The sequence below is a fragment of the Baaleninema sp. genome, assembly GCF_049974805.1.
In the GTDB taxonomy this organism is placed as follows: domain Bacteria; phylum Cyanobacteriota; class Cyanobacteriia; order Cyanobacteriales; family Geitlerinemataceae; genus Baaleninema.
The window spans coordinates 1-14,887 of sequence record NZ_JBNGCO010000113.1 but is presented as its reverse complement, the minus strand read 5'-3'; the positions used below and the strand labels follow the sequence as shown (position 1 = coordinate 14,887).

Annotated in this window: 12 protein-coding genes and 1 pseudogene; 5 read left to right on the top strand and 8 right to left on the bottom strand. The window is 53.9% G+C overall.

The window, feature by feature from the left end; genetic code table 11:
* The first annotated feature begins 112 nt into the window (after window positions 1-112).
* Window positions 113-724 (top strand): annotated as a pseudogene (locus tag ACP5D4_RS17925) (RNA-guided endonuclease TnpB family protein).
* 127 nt (window positions 725-851) lie between these two features.
* Window positions 852-1,193, top strand: coding sequence for a zinc ribbon domain-containing protein (locus ACP5D4_RS17920; protein WP_428012984.1), 342 nt, complete (start codon window positions 852-854; stop codon window positions 1,191-1,193).
* Here ACP5D4_RS17920 and nblS read toward each other — a convergent pair.
* The gene (gene nblS / locus ACP5D4_RS17915; RefSeq protein ID WP_428012983.1) at window positions 1,182-3,182 is read right to left on the bottom strand and encodes a two-component system sensor histidine kinase NblS; all 2,001 of its coding nucleotides are present in this window, start codon (window positions 3,180-3,182) and stop codon (window positions 1,182-1,184) included. The genes ACP5D4_RS17920 and nblS overlap by 12 nt on opposite strands.
* A 155-nt stretch (window positions 3,183-3,337) precedes the next feature.
* On the opposite strand from nblS, the gene hpnA reads away from it, so the two are divergent.
* Together hpnA and hpnH are read left to right on the top strand one after the other, a co-directional pair.
* Window positions 3,338-4,381 (top strand): hopanoid-associated sugar epimerase, encoded by a 1,044-nt coding sequence (gene hpnA, locus ACP5D4_RS17910; RefSeq protein ID WP_428012982.1) that lies wholly within the window; start codon window positions 3,338-3,340, stop codon window positions 4,379-4,381.
* Between the two features lie 324 nt (window positions 4,382-4,705).
* Entirely contained in the window at window positions 4,706-5,728 is a 1,023-nt protein-coding gene (gene hpnH, locus ACP5D4_RS17905) for an adenosyl-hopene transferase HpnH (RefSeq protein WP_428012981.1), read from the top strand.
* A 136-nt stretch (window positions 5,729-5,864) separates the two neighbouring features.
* On the opposite strand, the gene cysE is transcribed toward hpnH, so the two are convergent.
* Window positions 5,865-6,614: a serine O-acetyltransferase gene (cysE, locus tag ACP5D4_RS17900; RefSeq protein WP_428012980.1), complete on the bottom strand. Its 750-nt coding sequence runs from the start codon at window positions 6,612-6,614 to the stop codon at window positions 5,865-5,867.
* Window positions 6,615-6,765: 151 nt separating this feature from the next.
* Here cysE and tatC point away from each other — a divergent pair, with 151 nt between their 5' ends.
* On the top strand, window positions 6,766-7,548 hold the full coding sequence (tatC, locus tag ACP5D4_RS17895; protein WP_428012979.1) for a twin-arginine translocase subunit TatC: 783 nt from the start codon (window positions 6,766-6,768) through the stop codon (window positions 7,546-7,548).
* A gap of 83 nt (window positions 7,549-7,631) precedes the next feature.
* Here the strand turns inward: tatC and ACP5D4_RS17890 are convergent, their stop codons facing one another.
* From ACP5D4_RS17890 to ACP5D4_RS17865, 6 genes are all read right to left on the bottom strand, one after another.
* Window positions 7,632-8,420, bottom strand: a complete 789-nt coding sequence (locus ACP5D4_RS17890) for a peptidase (protein ID WP_428012978.1) — start codon at window positions 8,418-8,420, stop codon at window positions 7,632-7,634.
* Window positions 8,411-8,638: a preprotein translocase subunit SecG gene (gene secG, locus ACP5D4_RS17885; protein WP_428012977.1), complete on the bottom strand. Its 228-nt coding sequence runs from the start codon at window positions 8,636-8,638 to the stop codon at window positions 8,411-8,413. Before secG ends, ACP5D4_RS17890 begins: the two co-directional genes overlap by 10 nt.
* Window positions 8,639-8,705: 67 nt before the next feature.
* Entirely contained in the window at window positions 8,706-10,304 is a 1,599-nt protein-coding gene (gene gpmI, locus ACP5D4_RS17880) for a 2,3-bisphosphoglycerate-independent phosphoglycerate mutase (protein WP_428012976.1), read from the bottom strand.
* A gap of 302 nt (window positions 10,305-10,606) precedes the next feature.
* Window positions 10,607-12,298 carry a sodium:solute symporter family protein gene (locus ACP5D4_RS17875; RefSeq protein WP_428012975.1) on the bottom strand — a complete coding sequence of 564 codons (1,692 nt, stop codon included), beginning with the start codon at window positions 12,296-12,298 and terminating at the stop codon, window positions 10,607-10,609.
* A 273-nt stretch (window positions 12,299-12,571) separates the two neighbouring features.
* Window positions 12,572-12,826, bottom strand: coding sequence for a DUF4212 domain-containing protein (locus ACP5D4_RS17870; RefSeq protein WP_428012974.1), 255 nt, complete (start codon window positions 12,824-12,826; stop codon window positions 12,572-12,574).
* 54 nt (window positions 12,827-12,880) lie between these two features.
* Window positions 12,881-14,596 carry a DUF3370 family protein gene (locus tag ACP5D4_RS17865; RefSeq protein WP_428012973.1) on the bottom strand — a complete coding sequence of 572 codons (1,716 nt, stop codon included), beginning with the start codon at window positions 14,594-14,596 and terminating at the stop codon, window positions 12,881-12,883.
* Window positions 14,597-14,887: the final 291 nt, after the last annotated feature.

The window sequence follows — 14,887 nt, the reverse complement described above, 5'->3', positions numbered from 1 at the left end:
GTTTTAAAAAGAAACGAAACGGAGGAAGTGCCGAATCCCCCCTTCGCCCCCCTTTCAAAGGGGGGCGAAGGGGGGATGCCTGAGACGCGCTCAAAAAGCCCTCTCTCGCAAGATGAAGGGTTCTCGGAATCGAGAGAAGGCGCGTCGTAAAGTTGCCAAGATTCACGAAGAAATTCGCGATTCGAGGAGCGACTACCTGCACAAGCTGACAACCCGCCTCGTTCGCGAAAACCAAACGATTGCGGTGGAATCCCCCCTAACCCCCCTTATTAAGGGGGGAACTAAAGGGGGGATAGGGATGGTGAGAAATCCTAAACTCGCCAAACATATCTCTGATTGTGCCTGGGGAGAGTTTGTCAACCAACTGGACTATAAATGTCAGTGGTACGGACGAACGCTCGTCAAGGTAGATCGATGGTTCCCGAATCCCCCCTAACCCCCCTTATTAAGGGGGGAACTAAAGGGGGGATGTTGCGGACACAAAGCCGATTCGATGGCGTTGGATGTCAGAGAGTGGACTTGTCCGAAATGTGGGACGGTTCACGACCGGGACATCAACGCCGCACAGAATCTTTTGGCGGTGGGACACACCGTTACAGCCTGTGAAGCGAGTGTAAGACTTGAAGGATCTCGATCCGGAGAGCAACTGCGAAAAACCCGTAAGGGAAGGAAGCAGGAACCCAAATCGCGAGGTTTGGGAATCACCGTCCTTCCAGGGCGGTGAGGATGTCAACCCGGTCATCCCATTATCCGGTCATCCCATCATCCGGTCATCCCATTATCCGGTCATCCCCTCATCCGGTCATCCCCTCATCCCATCATCACCTCAACAGTCTAGCCAAACCGGAATCATGTCTAGTTGTCCTCAATGCGATCGACCGATACGGGAAGACGCGGTATCCTGTCCCCACTGTCGCTATCAACTCAAGGCGTTCGGACATCCCGGTATCCCGTTACATCGGGCGGAGGGAGATGAATTTCTCTGTTCTCGATGTACGTACCACCACGACGATACTTGTAATTTTCCCCAGCGCCCCTACGCCACCACCTGCACGTTGTATCACAACGTAGAGGAATCGATCGAACCGGAAACGACTCCCCCTTGGAAACAACCGAAACCCTGGTATCGACGCTATCCGGCGTTGTGGATTGTCTTGGGACTGCTGGCGATTAGTTTTCTCTTAGCTTTGTGAGGCCATCTGGGAGGAGGTTTCGGCGGTTTGCGAGGGCGTCTCGATCGTATGGGATTGCGTATCTGCCAGTTGAGTTTCTTCCAAATCTTCAGCCACGGCGAGATCGAACCAGAACGTCGTTCCCACTCCCACCTCACTGGCTAAATGGACGCTGCTGTGGTGTTTGCTGATGATGTTGCGGACGATGGAGAGTCCTAATCCGGTGCCTTCGAGGGTGTGAACCCGGTTTTCGACGCGGAAGAATCGATCGAAAATGGCCTCTTGGTCCTCCGGTTCGATGCCGATTCCCGTGTCGGACACTTCCACGCGCACGTAACGAGTCGCCCCTTCAATGGCGTGGCTTCCATCAGTTTCGCCGGGGGCGGGTAACAGATAGGCCCGCACGATCGCCCGTCCTCCCGACGGTGTAAACTTCAGGGCGTTCCCCACTAAATTGGCGAAGACCTGCAACAGTAAATCGTAATGTCCCAACACCGGGGGTAAATCCGGTTCGACTTCCTGCGTCAGTTCGATTCCCTTGTCTTTGGCGTTGAGTTGGTAGGTTCGCAGGGTTTGTTCGATGGGTTGGACGATTTCGAGGGGGTCGAGGTGATAAATGCGGCAGGATTCCAACCGCGATAAATCCAGAACGTCGTTGACGAGTCGCGTCAAGCGATCGGTTTCGTGGTTGGCGGTTTCGAGAAACTCCTGTCGTTCGGTTTCGCTCAAATCCTCGCCGTATTCATGTAGGGTTTCGATGAAGGATTTGATGTTAAACAGCGGCGTTCGCAGTTCGTGGGAAATGTTGCTGATAAACTGGCTTTTGGCTTCGTTGAGTTCCACCTCGCGGGTGATGTCTTGGATGGCGATCGAAATCCCTTTGACGTTTTCCCGTTCGCGATCGAGTACCGTGGTAACGAGGATGCGAATGGTGCGCCGCGTCGGTTCCGTGAGCGTCAGGCGGAATTCGCCGCCGGGACGTTCCCCTTTCGCCATCTGATACAGCGGCCGCGTTAACTCCACTTGTACCGCAGCCGGGAACGCATGGAGGACGTTGGTGCCGACTAAATCGCGATCGTCCCAGCCGAAAATTCGCTTGGCGGTAGGATTGACGAGAATCACCTGCATATGGGTGTCTAGCAACACGGCACCGTCGGCGATGCTAGACACCAAGGTTTCTAATTTAGCTTTTTCGGCGGTTAACTCTTCGATGTTTTGTTCTTCGTAGCGTTCGAGGCGTTCCGCCATTTCGTTGAAGCTTTCGATTAATTCCCCGAGTTCGCCGCCGAAGGGTAAATCGATGCGTTGTTTGAAGTTCCCCGAGGCGATGTTTTTGACCCCCACCAGTAGTTCTTTAATGGGGCGGGTAATGGTTAAGGCGTTGAACACCGCCCCGAGAATCACCATGACCCAAATGGAGACGAAGACGGCGATGGTGACATCTCGCGTCAGTCCCGAGGAGGTGACGACGGTGGGGTTGGGGTTGATGCCCACTGCCATGATACCCAAGGGTCGATCGCCGTCGTAGAGGGGAACGAATACGTCTGTAACTTGTCCGTTTGGCGTATGGTGTTGGCGGACGAAGGGTTCTCGAAAGCGAAAGGCGTCTTCGGGGAGGTGAATCCGCCGCTGGATGGTCAGGGAATTTTGAACGGTGGATTCGGAATAGGGAATTCCGAAGAAGATTTGTCCGTCCGGGTCCGCGTAAATGATGTAACGAACGCTGGAGGTACTGCTGTAAAACTGATTGGAAAACCGGGCGAGTTCCTGTTTGTTGTCTTCGGCGACCAGTTGCGTGACGTTGGCGGCCAGAAGTAACCCCAAGTCGCGACCGAATCGCGTATCGTTGAGGCGAGCGTCTTGCTGGATGGTGTTGACAGCCCAAAAGGTCAAACCGCTCACGATGAGGGATACGGCGAGGGTCGCCGCCGCCATGAGTTTGGTTTGGAGGGTAAACTCCGACCACCAGTTTTCGATCGCGTTTGAGATCTGTCTCAGTAGAGTCAGCAAGGGGAGCCTGTTAAAACTTCGCTACGATTTCACGATTATATTCTGCCACGATCTTGGATTTGAGGCAGGTTCGAGACAAGGAAAACGATGGTTTCGGACAGTCTCAGACGGTTTCGGCGCTAAGATAGTCGATCGAGCGTCAAGGGAAAGTATCTGTGGTTCGATCGACGGCTAAACCAATTTTCGTCACGGGGGGGACGGGATTTGTGGGGTCTCACGTGGTGCGATCGCTCTTGAACTCCGGTTACGGGGTGCGGGCGTTGGTTCGTCCCACGAGTCGCCTGGACAATCTCCAAGATATCTGCGATCGCCCAGATTTCAAGCTGGAACTGGTGAAGGGAGACCTTAACGATGCCCATCTCGGGGCGTTGATGGCAGGCTGTCAAGCCGCCTGTCACGTGGCGGCGGAATATTCCCTGTGGCAGCGCGATCGCCATCAACTCTATCGTACCAACGTCCTGGGAACCCGCAACCTCTTCACCGGCGCCCGCCACGCGGGGATCGATCGTATCGTCTACACCAGTTCCGTCGCCGCCATCGGCGTCAAACCCCACGGACAACCCGCCGACGAAACCTATCAAAGCCCCGTCGATAAGCTGATTAGCGCCTACAAACAGTCGAAATACCACGCCGAACGAGAAGCCGATAAAGCCGTCGCCGCCGGACAAGATGTCGTCATCGTCAACCCCAGCACCCCCATCGGTGCAGCGGACATCAAACCCACGCCCACGGGTGACATTATTTTACGCTTCTTGCAGCAGCGAATGCCCGCCTACGTAGATACGGGATTGAACTTCATCGACGTGCGGGACGTCGCGCGAGGTCACGTTCTCGCCTTGGAACGGGGAAAAACCGGAGAACGCTACATCCTGGGTCATCAAAACCTGACCTTAAAAGCATTTTTGGACAAACTCGCCGCCATCACCGGATTAGACGCCCCCAAACGCACCGTTCCCCTCTGGCTTCCCTTGACGGTGGCGTGGTTCGACGAAATGGTATTGGCGCGGTTGGGGAAATCCCCCTCTGTTCCCCTCGACGGCGTGCGAATGTCCGCCGAACCCATGTATTACGACGCCTCGAAAGCCGTGCGAGAGTTGGGTTTACCGCAATCGGATATTGACGGGGCGCTTCGCGAGGCGGTGCAGTGGTTTCGCCGGAATTTCCCAAGTTCTGAATCGAAGGAGAAAGTGGGATTATAATGAGGTTTACGGATTTGGATACGGTTCGCGATGTGAGGGCTTTTCGTATTTCCGTAAAATCCCACGCTCGCATCTGACAACCTAAAAAATAATCGATCCAAAATTCGATTTTGAAGACTTTTTTAAATATCAAAACAGTCAAAAAACTGTCACAAGCCGTCCCTAAAACGGAGGGTATTTTGAAAAAATCGACCTAAATGCTCGATTTCAACATTCAATTTGAGTACAATAGAAAACAGAGCAAAACGGCGGTTGCTAACTCGGCGATCGACTCGTTTTTTAGCTAAAACCAAAACCCCCTAAATGGGTGAGAGGAGGAAGACTATGGCGATTCAAATTCAGCAGGCTGTTGCGGTCGGAAAATATCTCGTCGAGCAGCGTTTAAAAGGACGTAAAAAATTCCCGTTAGTGTTGATGCTAGAACCGCTATTCCGCTGTAACTTAGCCTGTTCTGGCTGCGGTAAAATCCAGCATCCTAAAGAAGTTCTCAAACAAAATTTGACGCCGCAAGAGTGTTTTGCTGCGGTAGAAGAATGCGGCGCTCCCGTGGTGTCGATTCCCGGTGGCGAACCGCTGCTGCACCCGCAAATCGACGAAATCGTGGCGGGATTGGTCGATCGCAAAAAGTTTATCTACCTTTGCACCAACGGTATTTTACTGGAAAAATCCCTGCATAAATTCCAACCGTCCCCCTATCTCACGTTCAGCGTTCATCTGGACGGTTTGAAAGAACAACACGATAAATGTGTCGATCGAGACGGGGTGTTTGACATTGCCATCAACGCCATTCGCACCGCCAAAGCCAAAGGATTCCGCGTCACCACCAACACCACGGTTTTCGAGGGAACTGACCCCAAAGAAATGCAAGAATTCTTCGATTTCTTAGCGGGGTTGAACGTCGATGGAATGATGGTGTCTCCCGGTTACAGCTACGAAAAAGCCCCCGACCAAGAGAATTTCTTAAAACGGGAACGCACGAAAGCCCTGTTTCGGGAAATTCTCGCGCCGTTCAAAGCGGGTAAAAAGAACTGGAATTTCAACCACAACCCGCTGTTTCTCGACTTTTTGATGGGAGAAAAAGATTACGACTGCACCCCTTGGGGCAGTCCCAGTTACAGCGTTTTGGGCTGGCAAAAACCCTGTTATCTGCTCGATGAAGGGCATTATAAAACCTTCCAAGAACTCATCGAAAGTACCGATTGGAGCCAGTACGGACCCAAGAGCGGAAATCCGAAATGTGCCGATTGCATGGTTCACTGCGGTTACGAACCGACGGCGGCGATGGATTCCATGGAACCGGCGAACATGGTTCGATCGCTCGGTAGCGTCTTCGGCATGGCGCGTTAAGCGAATTGTGCTGTAACCTCAGATCTAACTTCAGACTCTAACTAACAGATCTAATTAACAGATCCCCGGCATCTCCGAGATGCCGGGGATCTAGCTGAAGATTTAAGCTATTGGAAGATTTAAGGGGTTGTCAGGCTTAAATTCCCGAACCGTCGAGGAACTCGCGAATTACGCGATCGCGCAGTTGGCAGTTGGGAGCGACACCGACGCAAATCTCCTCGCCATCAGAGGCCGAAACGTAGACGGGTTGCGGTTGCTCTCGCAGTTGTTCGACTTGCTGCTCGAGAACCTGAATGCGATCGACCAAACTGCGAATCACTTGCGCCTCGGAGTCGGGAAGCTGACCGTGTTCGAGGGGATTCACGCGAACGCCAGAGCGGTACACCACGCGCCCAGGAACGCCCACCACCGTGCAGTCCGAGGGAACATCCCGTAACACCACCGAACCCGCCCCAATACGGACGTTATTGCCGATTTGCAGGTTTCCGAGAACCTTTGCCCCAGCCCCCACAACTACGTTTTCTCCGAGGGTGGGGTGGCGTTTACCGCTTTCTTTCCCGGTTCCGCCGAGGGTGACACCTTGATAAATCAAACAACCGTCGCCGATGATGGCGGTTTCCCCAATCACGACTCCCATACCGTGGTCGATAAAGACCCCTTCGCCGATGGTGGCGCCGGGGTGAATTTCAATTCCCGTGATGAAGCGAGAGAGATGGGAAATTAACCGAGGTAGAAAGGGGAGGCCAATGTGATAGAGCCAGTGTGCCACCCGATGCAACATGAGCGCCTGTAAGCCGGGGTAGCAAAACAGCACCTCTAACCAGTTGCGGGCGGCGGGGTCGCGATCGAAGATGATGCGAAAGTCGGCAGCGAGGGAACGTAACACGGCGTCTAACCTGGTAACACAAACCACAGTTTAATATCTTAATTGATTCTTTGGAGTTCGCAGCGATCGATCTCGGTTCGGTTTTGCCCCCTTTCTGGACTGCGGACGTTTAAACTAAGAAGAAGTACGATCGGCTAATTGACGCGAATTCATGACCTCGCCTCCAGACACGCAAAACATCCAACCCTCTGAAGACACGAAAAAGACACCGGACGACCATCTCGATGAATTCCCCTACGAGGTGGAAATGTCGCTGTTCGACCATTTGGAAGAGTTGCGACAGCGCATTTTCTACTCGATTATCGCGGTGTTCGCGGCCATGGTCGCCTGTTTTGTCACCGTCAAACCCATCGTTCGCATTCTCGAAGCGCCGGCGCAGGGGGTGGACTTCGTGCAAATTCGCCCCGGTGAGTTTTTCTTCGTTTCGATTCAGGTGGCGGGATATTCTGGCTTGCTGCTGGCGACGCCGTTTATTCTGTATCAAATCGTCCGCTTCGTTTTACCGGGTTTGACCCGGCGGGAACAGCGGTTAATCGCTCCGGTGGTGTTGGGGTCGAGCCTGTTGTTCCTCGGCGGTTTGGTATTTGCGTATTTCGCCTTGATTCCGGCGGCGTTGAAGTTTTTTGTTTCCTACGGGGAAGGGGTCGTCGCTCAACAATGGTCGATCGACGAGTATTTTAAAACGATTCTGCTGCTACTGTTCAGTACCGGAATCGCGTTTCAAGTTCCGGTGTTGCAAGCGTTACTCGGCGGGTTGGGTATCGTCTCCTCGAAGCAAATGCTCTCGGGATGGCGATACGTGGTACTGTCGGCGGCGGTTATCGGTGCGGTGTTGACGCCTTCAACTGACCCGCTGACGCAAAGTTTGCTCGGCGGCGCGGTGGCGATGTTATATTTTTCCGGAATCGGTCTGGTGAAGTTGATGGGACGTTAGAGTATTGTGAATTTATAAGATGCACCGGCTCTCTAATCCCGATACGGCAAGAACGGAATTTTGTTAAAAACTGGGTTTCGGCGTCAGTGCGAACTTTCCTGGCTTCCCTCTTCCCCGTTCCACCCCAACCGCGTCGGCTGTTCGTAAACTCGTCGCAGCGTCCGAACGTCGCGGGGGGAGATAACGGCGGGACGGCGGACTTGGGAAAAATACATCACGTCGGTTTCCGCGTCGCTGTGACCCCAAATTCCTAATGCGTGGCCGAGTTCGTGGCGAACGGCGGATTTGATGTATTCTCCGACTTGCGTGGGACTCACCACGATGGAAAATTGATGGCGCAGGGTCGCCTCGTCCCAAAATAATTGATAGGTCGTCCGGGCTGAGGCTGCACGTAGCTGCCCGTTACTGCGCCTTGGCGGTGGGTTTATCCGCAAAATGGTTATGTTTGCTGTTTCGGAGTCTGCGACGCGACTGAGGGGCAAATAGACGCCCCATTCGTCAAGGACGGATTCAACGGCGGCTTGCCAGTCGGCGGGGGCGTTGGCGTCGATGTAAACGCGAACGGGAAACGACGACCACACTAATGCTCCCACGGGGGTCGGTTCGAGGCGATCGAAATAATCGTCGCCCTCGAGTGTTACCGATCGCAGGGATTCGGGGAGAGGATGGGGACGCAGGGGCAATCGATCGATCTCCGAGTGGAGAGTATTCGAGAGTTGGGACATTGCAGGAATCCGAACTCCAGCGTTTCCCCAGTTCGGCGAAGCCCCCCACAAAACAAGGGCGACTGCGATCGCAGCCAGCCCTGTGAAATACCACCAACTCGAGACGCAGCGTCGCTTGAGTCGAAGGAGTTTTCGACTTACACCCATCCAGCACTGAGAACGAGCGTACAACCCATAAAGATAATTGTGAGTATCCAAGTGATGCGGTTGAGGGTCGTTTCAGCACTTTTGGCGCTGGTAAAAAGTTGCGCCTGTCCGCCAATCCCGCCGATGCCGTCTCCTTTGGGGGAGTGTAGCAACACCAACACGATCAGGCTGACTGCAGAAACGACCCAAGCAATTTGAACCAGTTGATTAGTTGTCATTCTCGAAATGTTGTTTTTAGGTTACGGTTGAGGGTCGATCGTCGGGTGAAAAGGGTTCGACAATGCTTTAAACGCGCACGGCGACCGGAGTTCGGTTCGGACGCACTTCGTAGCCGGCCGGAACGATCATCGATCGACCCGTCATTTCTTCCGGTTGCGGTAACTCCAGCAGTTGCAGGATCGTCGGTGCGATATCGGCCAAACGACCGTCTTCCCGCAAGACCACTTCGCCACCGTGACCGGGAACCTTCACCCCTTCCCCTTCTACCAGAATAAACGGAACGGGGTTCGTGGTGTGTGCCGTCCAGGGATTGCCGTTTTCGTCTTTCATATATTCGGCGTTTCCGTGGTCGGCGGTGATGAGGGTGGTTCCTCCGGCTTGGCTAATGGCTTCGAGGAGTCGTCCCAAGCAGCGATCGACGGTTTCGATGGCCTCTACCGAAGCGTCCATCACCCCAGTATGTCCCACCATATCGGGGTTGGCGTAGTTGATGACCACCAGGGAGTACGTGCGTTTTCCGATGGCCTCTACGGCGATATCGGTCACGTCTTTAGCGGACATAGCCGGAGCGCGATCGTAGGTCGGCACCATCGGACTGTTGACCAAATGGCGGTCTTCGCCGTCAAACGGCGTTTCTTTCCCGCCGTTGAAGAAATAGGTCACGTGGGCGTATTTCTCCGTTTCGGCAGTACGGAACTGTTTCAATCCGTGGTTGGATACCACTTCCCCGAGGATGTTGGTGAGGTTTTGCGGCTTGAAGGCCACTAACACCGGAAGGGTGGGATCGTATTGGGTAAAGGTCAGGAAATGTAGCGGGTCGATACGATCTCGATCGAATCCCTCGAAACCCTCTTGTACGAAGGCTTGTGTTAACTGACGGGCGCGATCGGGACGGAAGTTGAAGAAAATAAATCCGTCGTTGGCTTCCACGGCACCGGGTGCGATGCGCGTCGGTAGGACGAACTCGTCCGTGACCTCTTCGGCGTAGGAATCTTGCATGACTTCAACGGCCGATTTGTTGACCCTCGGCTCGTCTTCCGTCATCACCTTGTAGGCTTTTTCAGTCCGATCCCAGCGGCGATCGCGATCCATGGCGTAGTAACGACCGCTAATGGTGACGATTTCGCCGACTCCCACGCGATCGAGATGCTCTTGCAATTTCGAGATCGCTTGAATTCCCGAAGTCGGTTTCGTGTCGCGGCCGTCAGTAATGGCGTGAATGCAGATGCGATCGATCCCTCGAGCTTTCGCCAGATCGATCAGTCCCAACAAGTGATCGAGGTGCGAGTGAACCCCACCGTTCGAACACAAGCCGCTCAGGTGGAGTTTCCCTCCCGAGGCTTTTACCGCGTCGAACAGCTTGTTAATCGCCGGGTTGTCTCCAATTGTTCCCTCCTCGATCGCGTCAGAGATTCGCACCAGTTCTTGAGGCACCACCCGTCCCGAACCGATGTTGAGGTGACCGACTTCGGAGTTCCCCATTTGCCCGTTTGGTAGCCCCACGTCTTTGCCAGACGTGCGGATGGTCGTTCTGGGATAAGCATTCCAGAGACTATCCATTACAGGGGTTTTTGCGGTGGCAATGGAGTTATTTTCGATTTCTTCTCGATATCCCCAGCCGTCTAGAATCACCAGCACCACCGGAGATACAGGTGCTTGACTCATAACTCAGTTGCCCTTTCGCGATAAGAATTCACCGTCATCATACCATCGACCTTCAATCTCTGCGGTACGGAACGCCGCACCGGAAGCAATTTCTCGCCAACGATCGCCGCCAACGACTCAATTTCAATCGCAAAACTCCCTCGATCGCGATCGGGATCGAGGGAGTTTTTTTCGCGACAGAACGAGTTTTTTTATCGATTGATAGACATCCAAGAAAAGAGAGGGGGATATGGGGAGAGGGGCAGAGGATTTCACATCATCACCTCATCTCATCATCACCTCATCTCATCATCCCCTCATCATTAATCCAACTCTTCCTCGCCCACGTCTACCAACGCCGGAGACGCATCGATGGGAAGACGTAACTGTTCCACCATTTCCTGAACGTCTTCTGGTGGCGGCGGTGTCAAACGAGATACCACTAGCGTGACTAGGAAGTTCAACACCATACCCACAGTACCGATGCCTTGGGCGGAAATGCCGAAGAACCAGGGAGCTGCACCGTAGAAACTGACGGTGACGATGTAGAAACAGGTAAATCCGAGACCCACTAACATCCCCGCGATCGCCCCTTCTCGGTTGGTTCGGGCGTCGAAAACCCCCAAGACGATGGCTGGGAAGAAACTGGCGGCGGCGAGTCCGAAGGCGAAGGCGACCACTTCACCGACGAAACCGGGGGGATTGACGCCGAAATACCCCGCCACGACGAGGGCAAATCCCACCATAATTCGCCCCACAAACACCCGTTGCGATTCTGAGGCGTTAGGGTTGAGCAAGGTGAAGTAGACATCGTGGGCCATGGAACTGGAAATCACCAGCAGCAACCCGGATGCGGTGGACAACGCTGCTGCTAAGCCTCCGGCGGCGACTAGGGCGATCGCCCAAGGTGCCAGTTTGGCCACTTCCGGGGTAGCTAACACGATGATGTCGCGATCGACCGTCATTTCTGAAGTTTCGACATCCGGCGTTAGCTGAATGCGTCCGTCGCCGTTTTTGTCGTCGAACTGCAACAGTCCGGTTTGTTCCCACTTCGTCGCCCAATCCAGTTGTTGGATTTCTTCGATGGGGCGATCGTGCAGGCTATCGACTAAGTTATAGCGAGCGAAGGAGGCCAATGCCGGGGCGGTGGTGTACAGAATGGCGATGAACAGCAAGGCCCAACCGGCTGAATACCGCGCCCCGCGCACGTCGGGAACGGTGTAAAATCGGACGATTACGTGGGGGAGTCCTGCCGTTCCCACCATCAGGGCGACGGTAATGGCGAATACGTCCAACATGGATTTGTTGGCAAAGGGTTGGGTGTATTCGGCGAAGCCTAAATCCACTTGAACGGCGTTGAGTTTTTCGACGATATCGCTGAAGCTAAAGGCTAACTGGGGAATCGGGTTTCCGGTCATCGTCCAGGCGATCGCAGCCGCCGGAAGGGTGTAGGCGACAATCAACACGCTGTATTGAGCCACCTGCGTCCAGGTGATGCCTTTCATCCCGCCCAAGACGGCGAAAAAGCCGACGATGACCATGCCGATGATAACGCCCGTGGCGATATCGACTTGCAGGAAGCGGCTAAAGACGATACCCACGCCGCGCATTTGTCCGGCGACGTAAGTCATGGAGACGAAAATCGCCGCCACGACTGCGACGAGACGACCGAATTTCGAGTAGTAGCGATCGCCCACGAAATCGGGAACGGTGTATTTTCCGAATTTCCGCAAGTAGGGAGCCAGGAGTAACGCCAAGAGGACGTATCCTCCTGTCCATCCCATGAGATAAATCGAACCGTCGTAGCCGAGAAACGCGATCAATCCCGCCATGGAGATAAACGAGGCGGCGGACATCCAGTCGGCGGCGGTGGCTGCCCCGTTGGCGATGGGGGGAACGCCGCGATCGGCGACGAAAAAGCCTTTGGTGTCCTTGACTCGCGACTGCCATCCGATGTAGACGTACAGCATGAAGGACATGATGACGAATACGCTCGTCCAAACTTCTACTGGCACGGGTTTTTAAACCTCCTTTTATTTCTAAGTTTTTTAACCTTTGAAGGGCGAAATGACCTGGCGTTGATTTTCCAGGCTTTTAGGCTGTCAGATGGTCGGTTTTCTCGTTAACGTAATGAGAACGACAGCGTTTTGGATTGAAACTTTTGTGTTTCTTAAAAGTTTCGACAGGACAGTTAAGGCGCACTGTAATGCGCCTTTGTTTTTTACGTTTGGAATCGATCGATTTTGGTTAAAAAAGACTCAATTATTTAACAAAAACTTGAGTCTATCTCATTTTCTCAAGCCGTATTTTTTATCGATTTTGTCCATCCAAACGGCATAGACGAAAATCAAAATCACAAACACGAAGACCGATCCCTGTTGGGCGATCCAAAATCCCAAGGGAATCTGTCCGAAAGAAATGGCGTTGAGGGGTTCCACTAGCAAAATTCCAAAAACTAGCGAAACTAACCCCCAAACAATCATCAAAATCCGAACGATCGAAACGTTCGCTTTCCAATAACCGCGATAGCGTTCGGGTTCCATCAGCTTTACAAAAGTTAACCAAATAGGTATTTAGTTGAATTACGAAATTATCGGTTAAAGTGTTGCCACTGTCAATACATGAGGCGGAATCCCATCGGGGGGATAAATCCACTTTAATCGCACGAGGCGCGATGTATGAGGGGGAATTCTCACAACTGCTAACGGCGATCCTAATGGACCGTGAAATTGTGTCAGATGGACGAAACTGGTGAGGAGGGTTTGAGAAAAGTCCTCGTAAGTGATGGTTACAGTACCGCGAAAGGCTAAATCGTCGATCGCTTCGGCGAATTCGACCCGATCGCCCTCGATGGCGATGGGAGAGGAAAGTGACACCGCCACTGACTGGGCTTCGGATAAATTGTTGTACAGGGGAAGTTCGATGTCGTATTCGACCCCTGCATAGGTTCGGTTAAAGCGAGGGGTTGGAGGTGCGATCGCCCGGTGGACGAGTTCTCGGTTGAGTTTGAAACAGAGTTTCGATCGCGGCGTGGGAACGGTCAAAATCGGCCGGTTGGCGTCGTCTGTCACCCGAGTTCGCCAGCGGGTTCCTCGCAGCAAGCCGACTTTTCCATCGAGTTGCGCCTGTGACTGTAACTGTTCTAACCACTGCGACAGGGTTGGCGGTTCGTCGCTGGCGGTGACTAAACTCGCCACGTATACCGCCTCGGAGGTAAACAGCCGAATGGCGGTGGTTCGATCGTTCGTCGGTTCGCCAGCGGAAATCGCCCCGTTGAGTAACAGTGTCGTTTCTCCGGCTTCGAGGATGAGACGTTCTGGGAAGCTGTCTTGACGAGTTCCCCGCAACATCGCATTGGTGATGCGACTCGCCGAACCGGAATATAGGGTTCCGTCGGGGTTTTCGACGGTTTCGGGAAACTGCTGAATTGGGGCGTCGGGAACGGTGGCGAAACTCGCTGCTGTGGAAATGTCAACGGTGACGGGTCGATCGATAGCGTTTTGCAGCAGGATGGCTTGGTATAAGGCGTTGGATGGGTTGCGATGGCCAAACTGGACGGATTCGCGGACGAGAATCTCGAAATTTCCCGTCAACGGATGGTTGAGATGGGCGTCTCCCTCGAAGGGAAACGTCGAAACCAGAATTCCCGTCGCCTCCCTGGGGTGAGAGACTTCCGCGTATACCAACGGCGTGTCGTCGAGAACGCCGGGAAGCCCCCTCAACTGGGGCGGCGCTTCGATTCCCACCACGTACTCGAGAGGGACGCCTTCGAGGTGCGACACCCGCGCCAGTAACGCCGCCACTTCGCCTCGGGTGATGGCGCGATCGCCCTCGAAGCGTTTGGGGTTGGGATAATTCACCACCATTCCCGCCTGCGTGATGGCGGCGATCGAATCTCTGGCGTACTCGGGAATTTTGGCGGCGTCGTCGAACCACCGGTTCAACACCTCGAAACTGTCGTCTCCCTCCAATCGCAGTTGCAAATAGGAGACGATGGCGAGAAAGGCTTCGAGGCGGGGAATGGGGCGCTTCGGTTGAAAGGTTCCGTCGGGATAGCCCGAAAAAAACCCCCGTTCGGCGGCCTGGCGAATGTCGCGATATCCCCAGTAAGCGGCGGGAACGTCGCGAAAGCGAACCTCTGATTTAACGGCTTCCGCTTCGGGAAACGCCCGACACATCAACGAGGCGAATTCCGCCCGCGTCAGGTATTTTTCCGGGCGAAAGCTCCTATCGGGGTAGCCTTTGACGATATCCCGCTGGGCGAGTTGTTCGATGCAGCGTTGCGCCCAGTGCGTTGCAATATCGTTAAACATGGGAGAGTGGCGGATAATCGGTGATGCCGCGATTATATCCTTTAAAAATCGAGGTCAAGAGTTATGCAGTTGTCGGTTCAGAAACCCGATTTTTCGTGACTGCCTTCGGGCTGAAATAACAGAATATAGCCTTTTACCGGGTTTCTGCGTCAAAAACTCTGTGCAGTGTTGAACAAAATAGCGACGCACTCCCCCACCTCGGAACAGGTAGGGGTCAAGGAGCGGCGGTTTCTCTGTTATCAAAAAATTTGGGTCTAAAACCCCGCCCTTCTAGGGCGGCTTTTGACAATC

What these genes read in the sequence shown, in the direction of transcription:
- ACP5D4_RS17920 (WP_428012984.1), top strand. Translation starts at nt 852, where the DNA reads ATGTCTAGTTGTCCTCAATGCGATCGACCGATACGGGAAGACGCGGTA.
- hpnH (WP_428012981.1), top strand. Translation starts at nt 4,706, where the DNA reads ATGGCGATTCAAATTCAGCAGGCTGTTGCGGTCGGAAAATATCTCGTC.
- tatC (WP_428012979.1), top strand. Translation starts at nt 6,766, where the DNA reads ATGACCTCGCCTCCAGACACGCAAAACATCCAACCCTCTGAAGACACG.
- ACP5D4_RS17890 (WP_428012978.1), bottom strand. Translation starts at nt 8,420, where the DNA reads ATGGGTGTAAGTCGAAAACTCCTTCGACTCAAGCGACGCTGCGTCTCG.
- secG (WP_428012977.1), bottom strand. Translation starts at nt 8,638, where the DNA reads ATGACAACTAATCAACTGGTTCAAATTGCTTGGGTCGTTTCTGCAGTC.
- gpmI (WP_428012976.1), bottom strand. Translation starts at nt 10,304, where the DNA reads ATGAGTCAAGCACCTGTATCTCCGGTGGTGCTGGTGATTCTAGACGGC.
- ACP5D4_RS17870 (WP_428012974.1), bottom strand. Translation starts at nt 12,826, where the DNA reads ATGGAACCCGAACGCTATCGCGGTTATTGGAAAGCGAACGTTTCGATC.
- ACP5D4_RS17865 (WP_428012973.1), bottom strand. Translation starts at nt 14,596, where the DNA reads ATGTTTAACGATATTGCAACGCACTGGGCGCAACGCTGCATCGAACAA.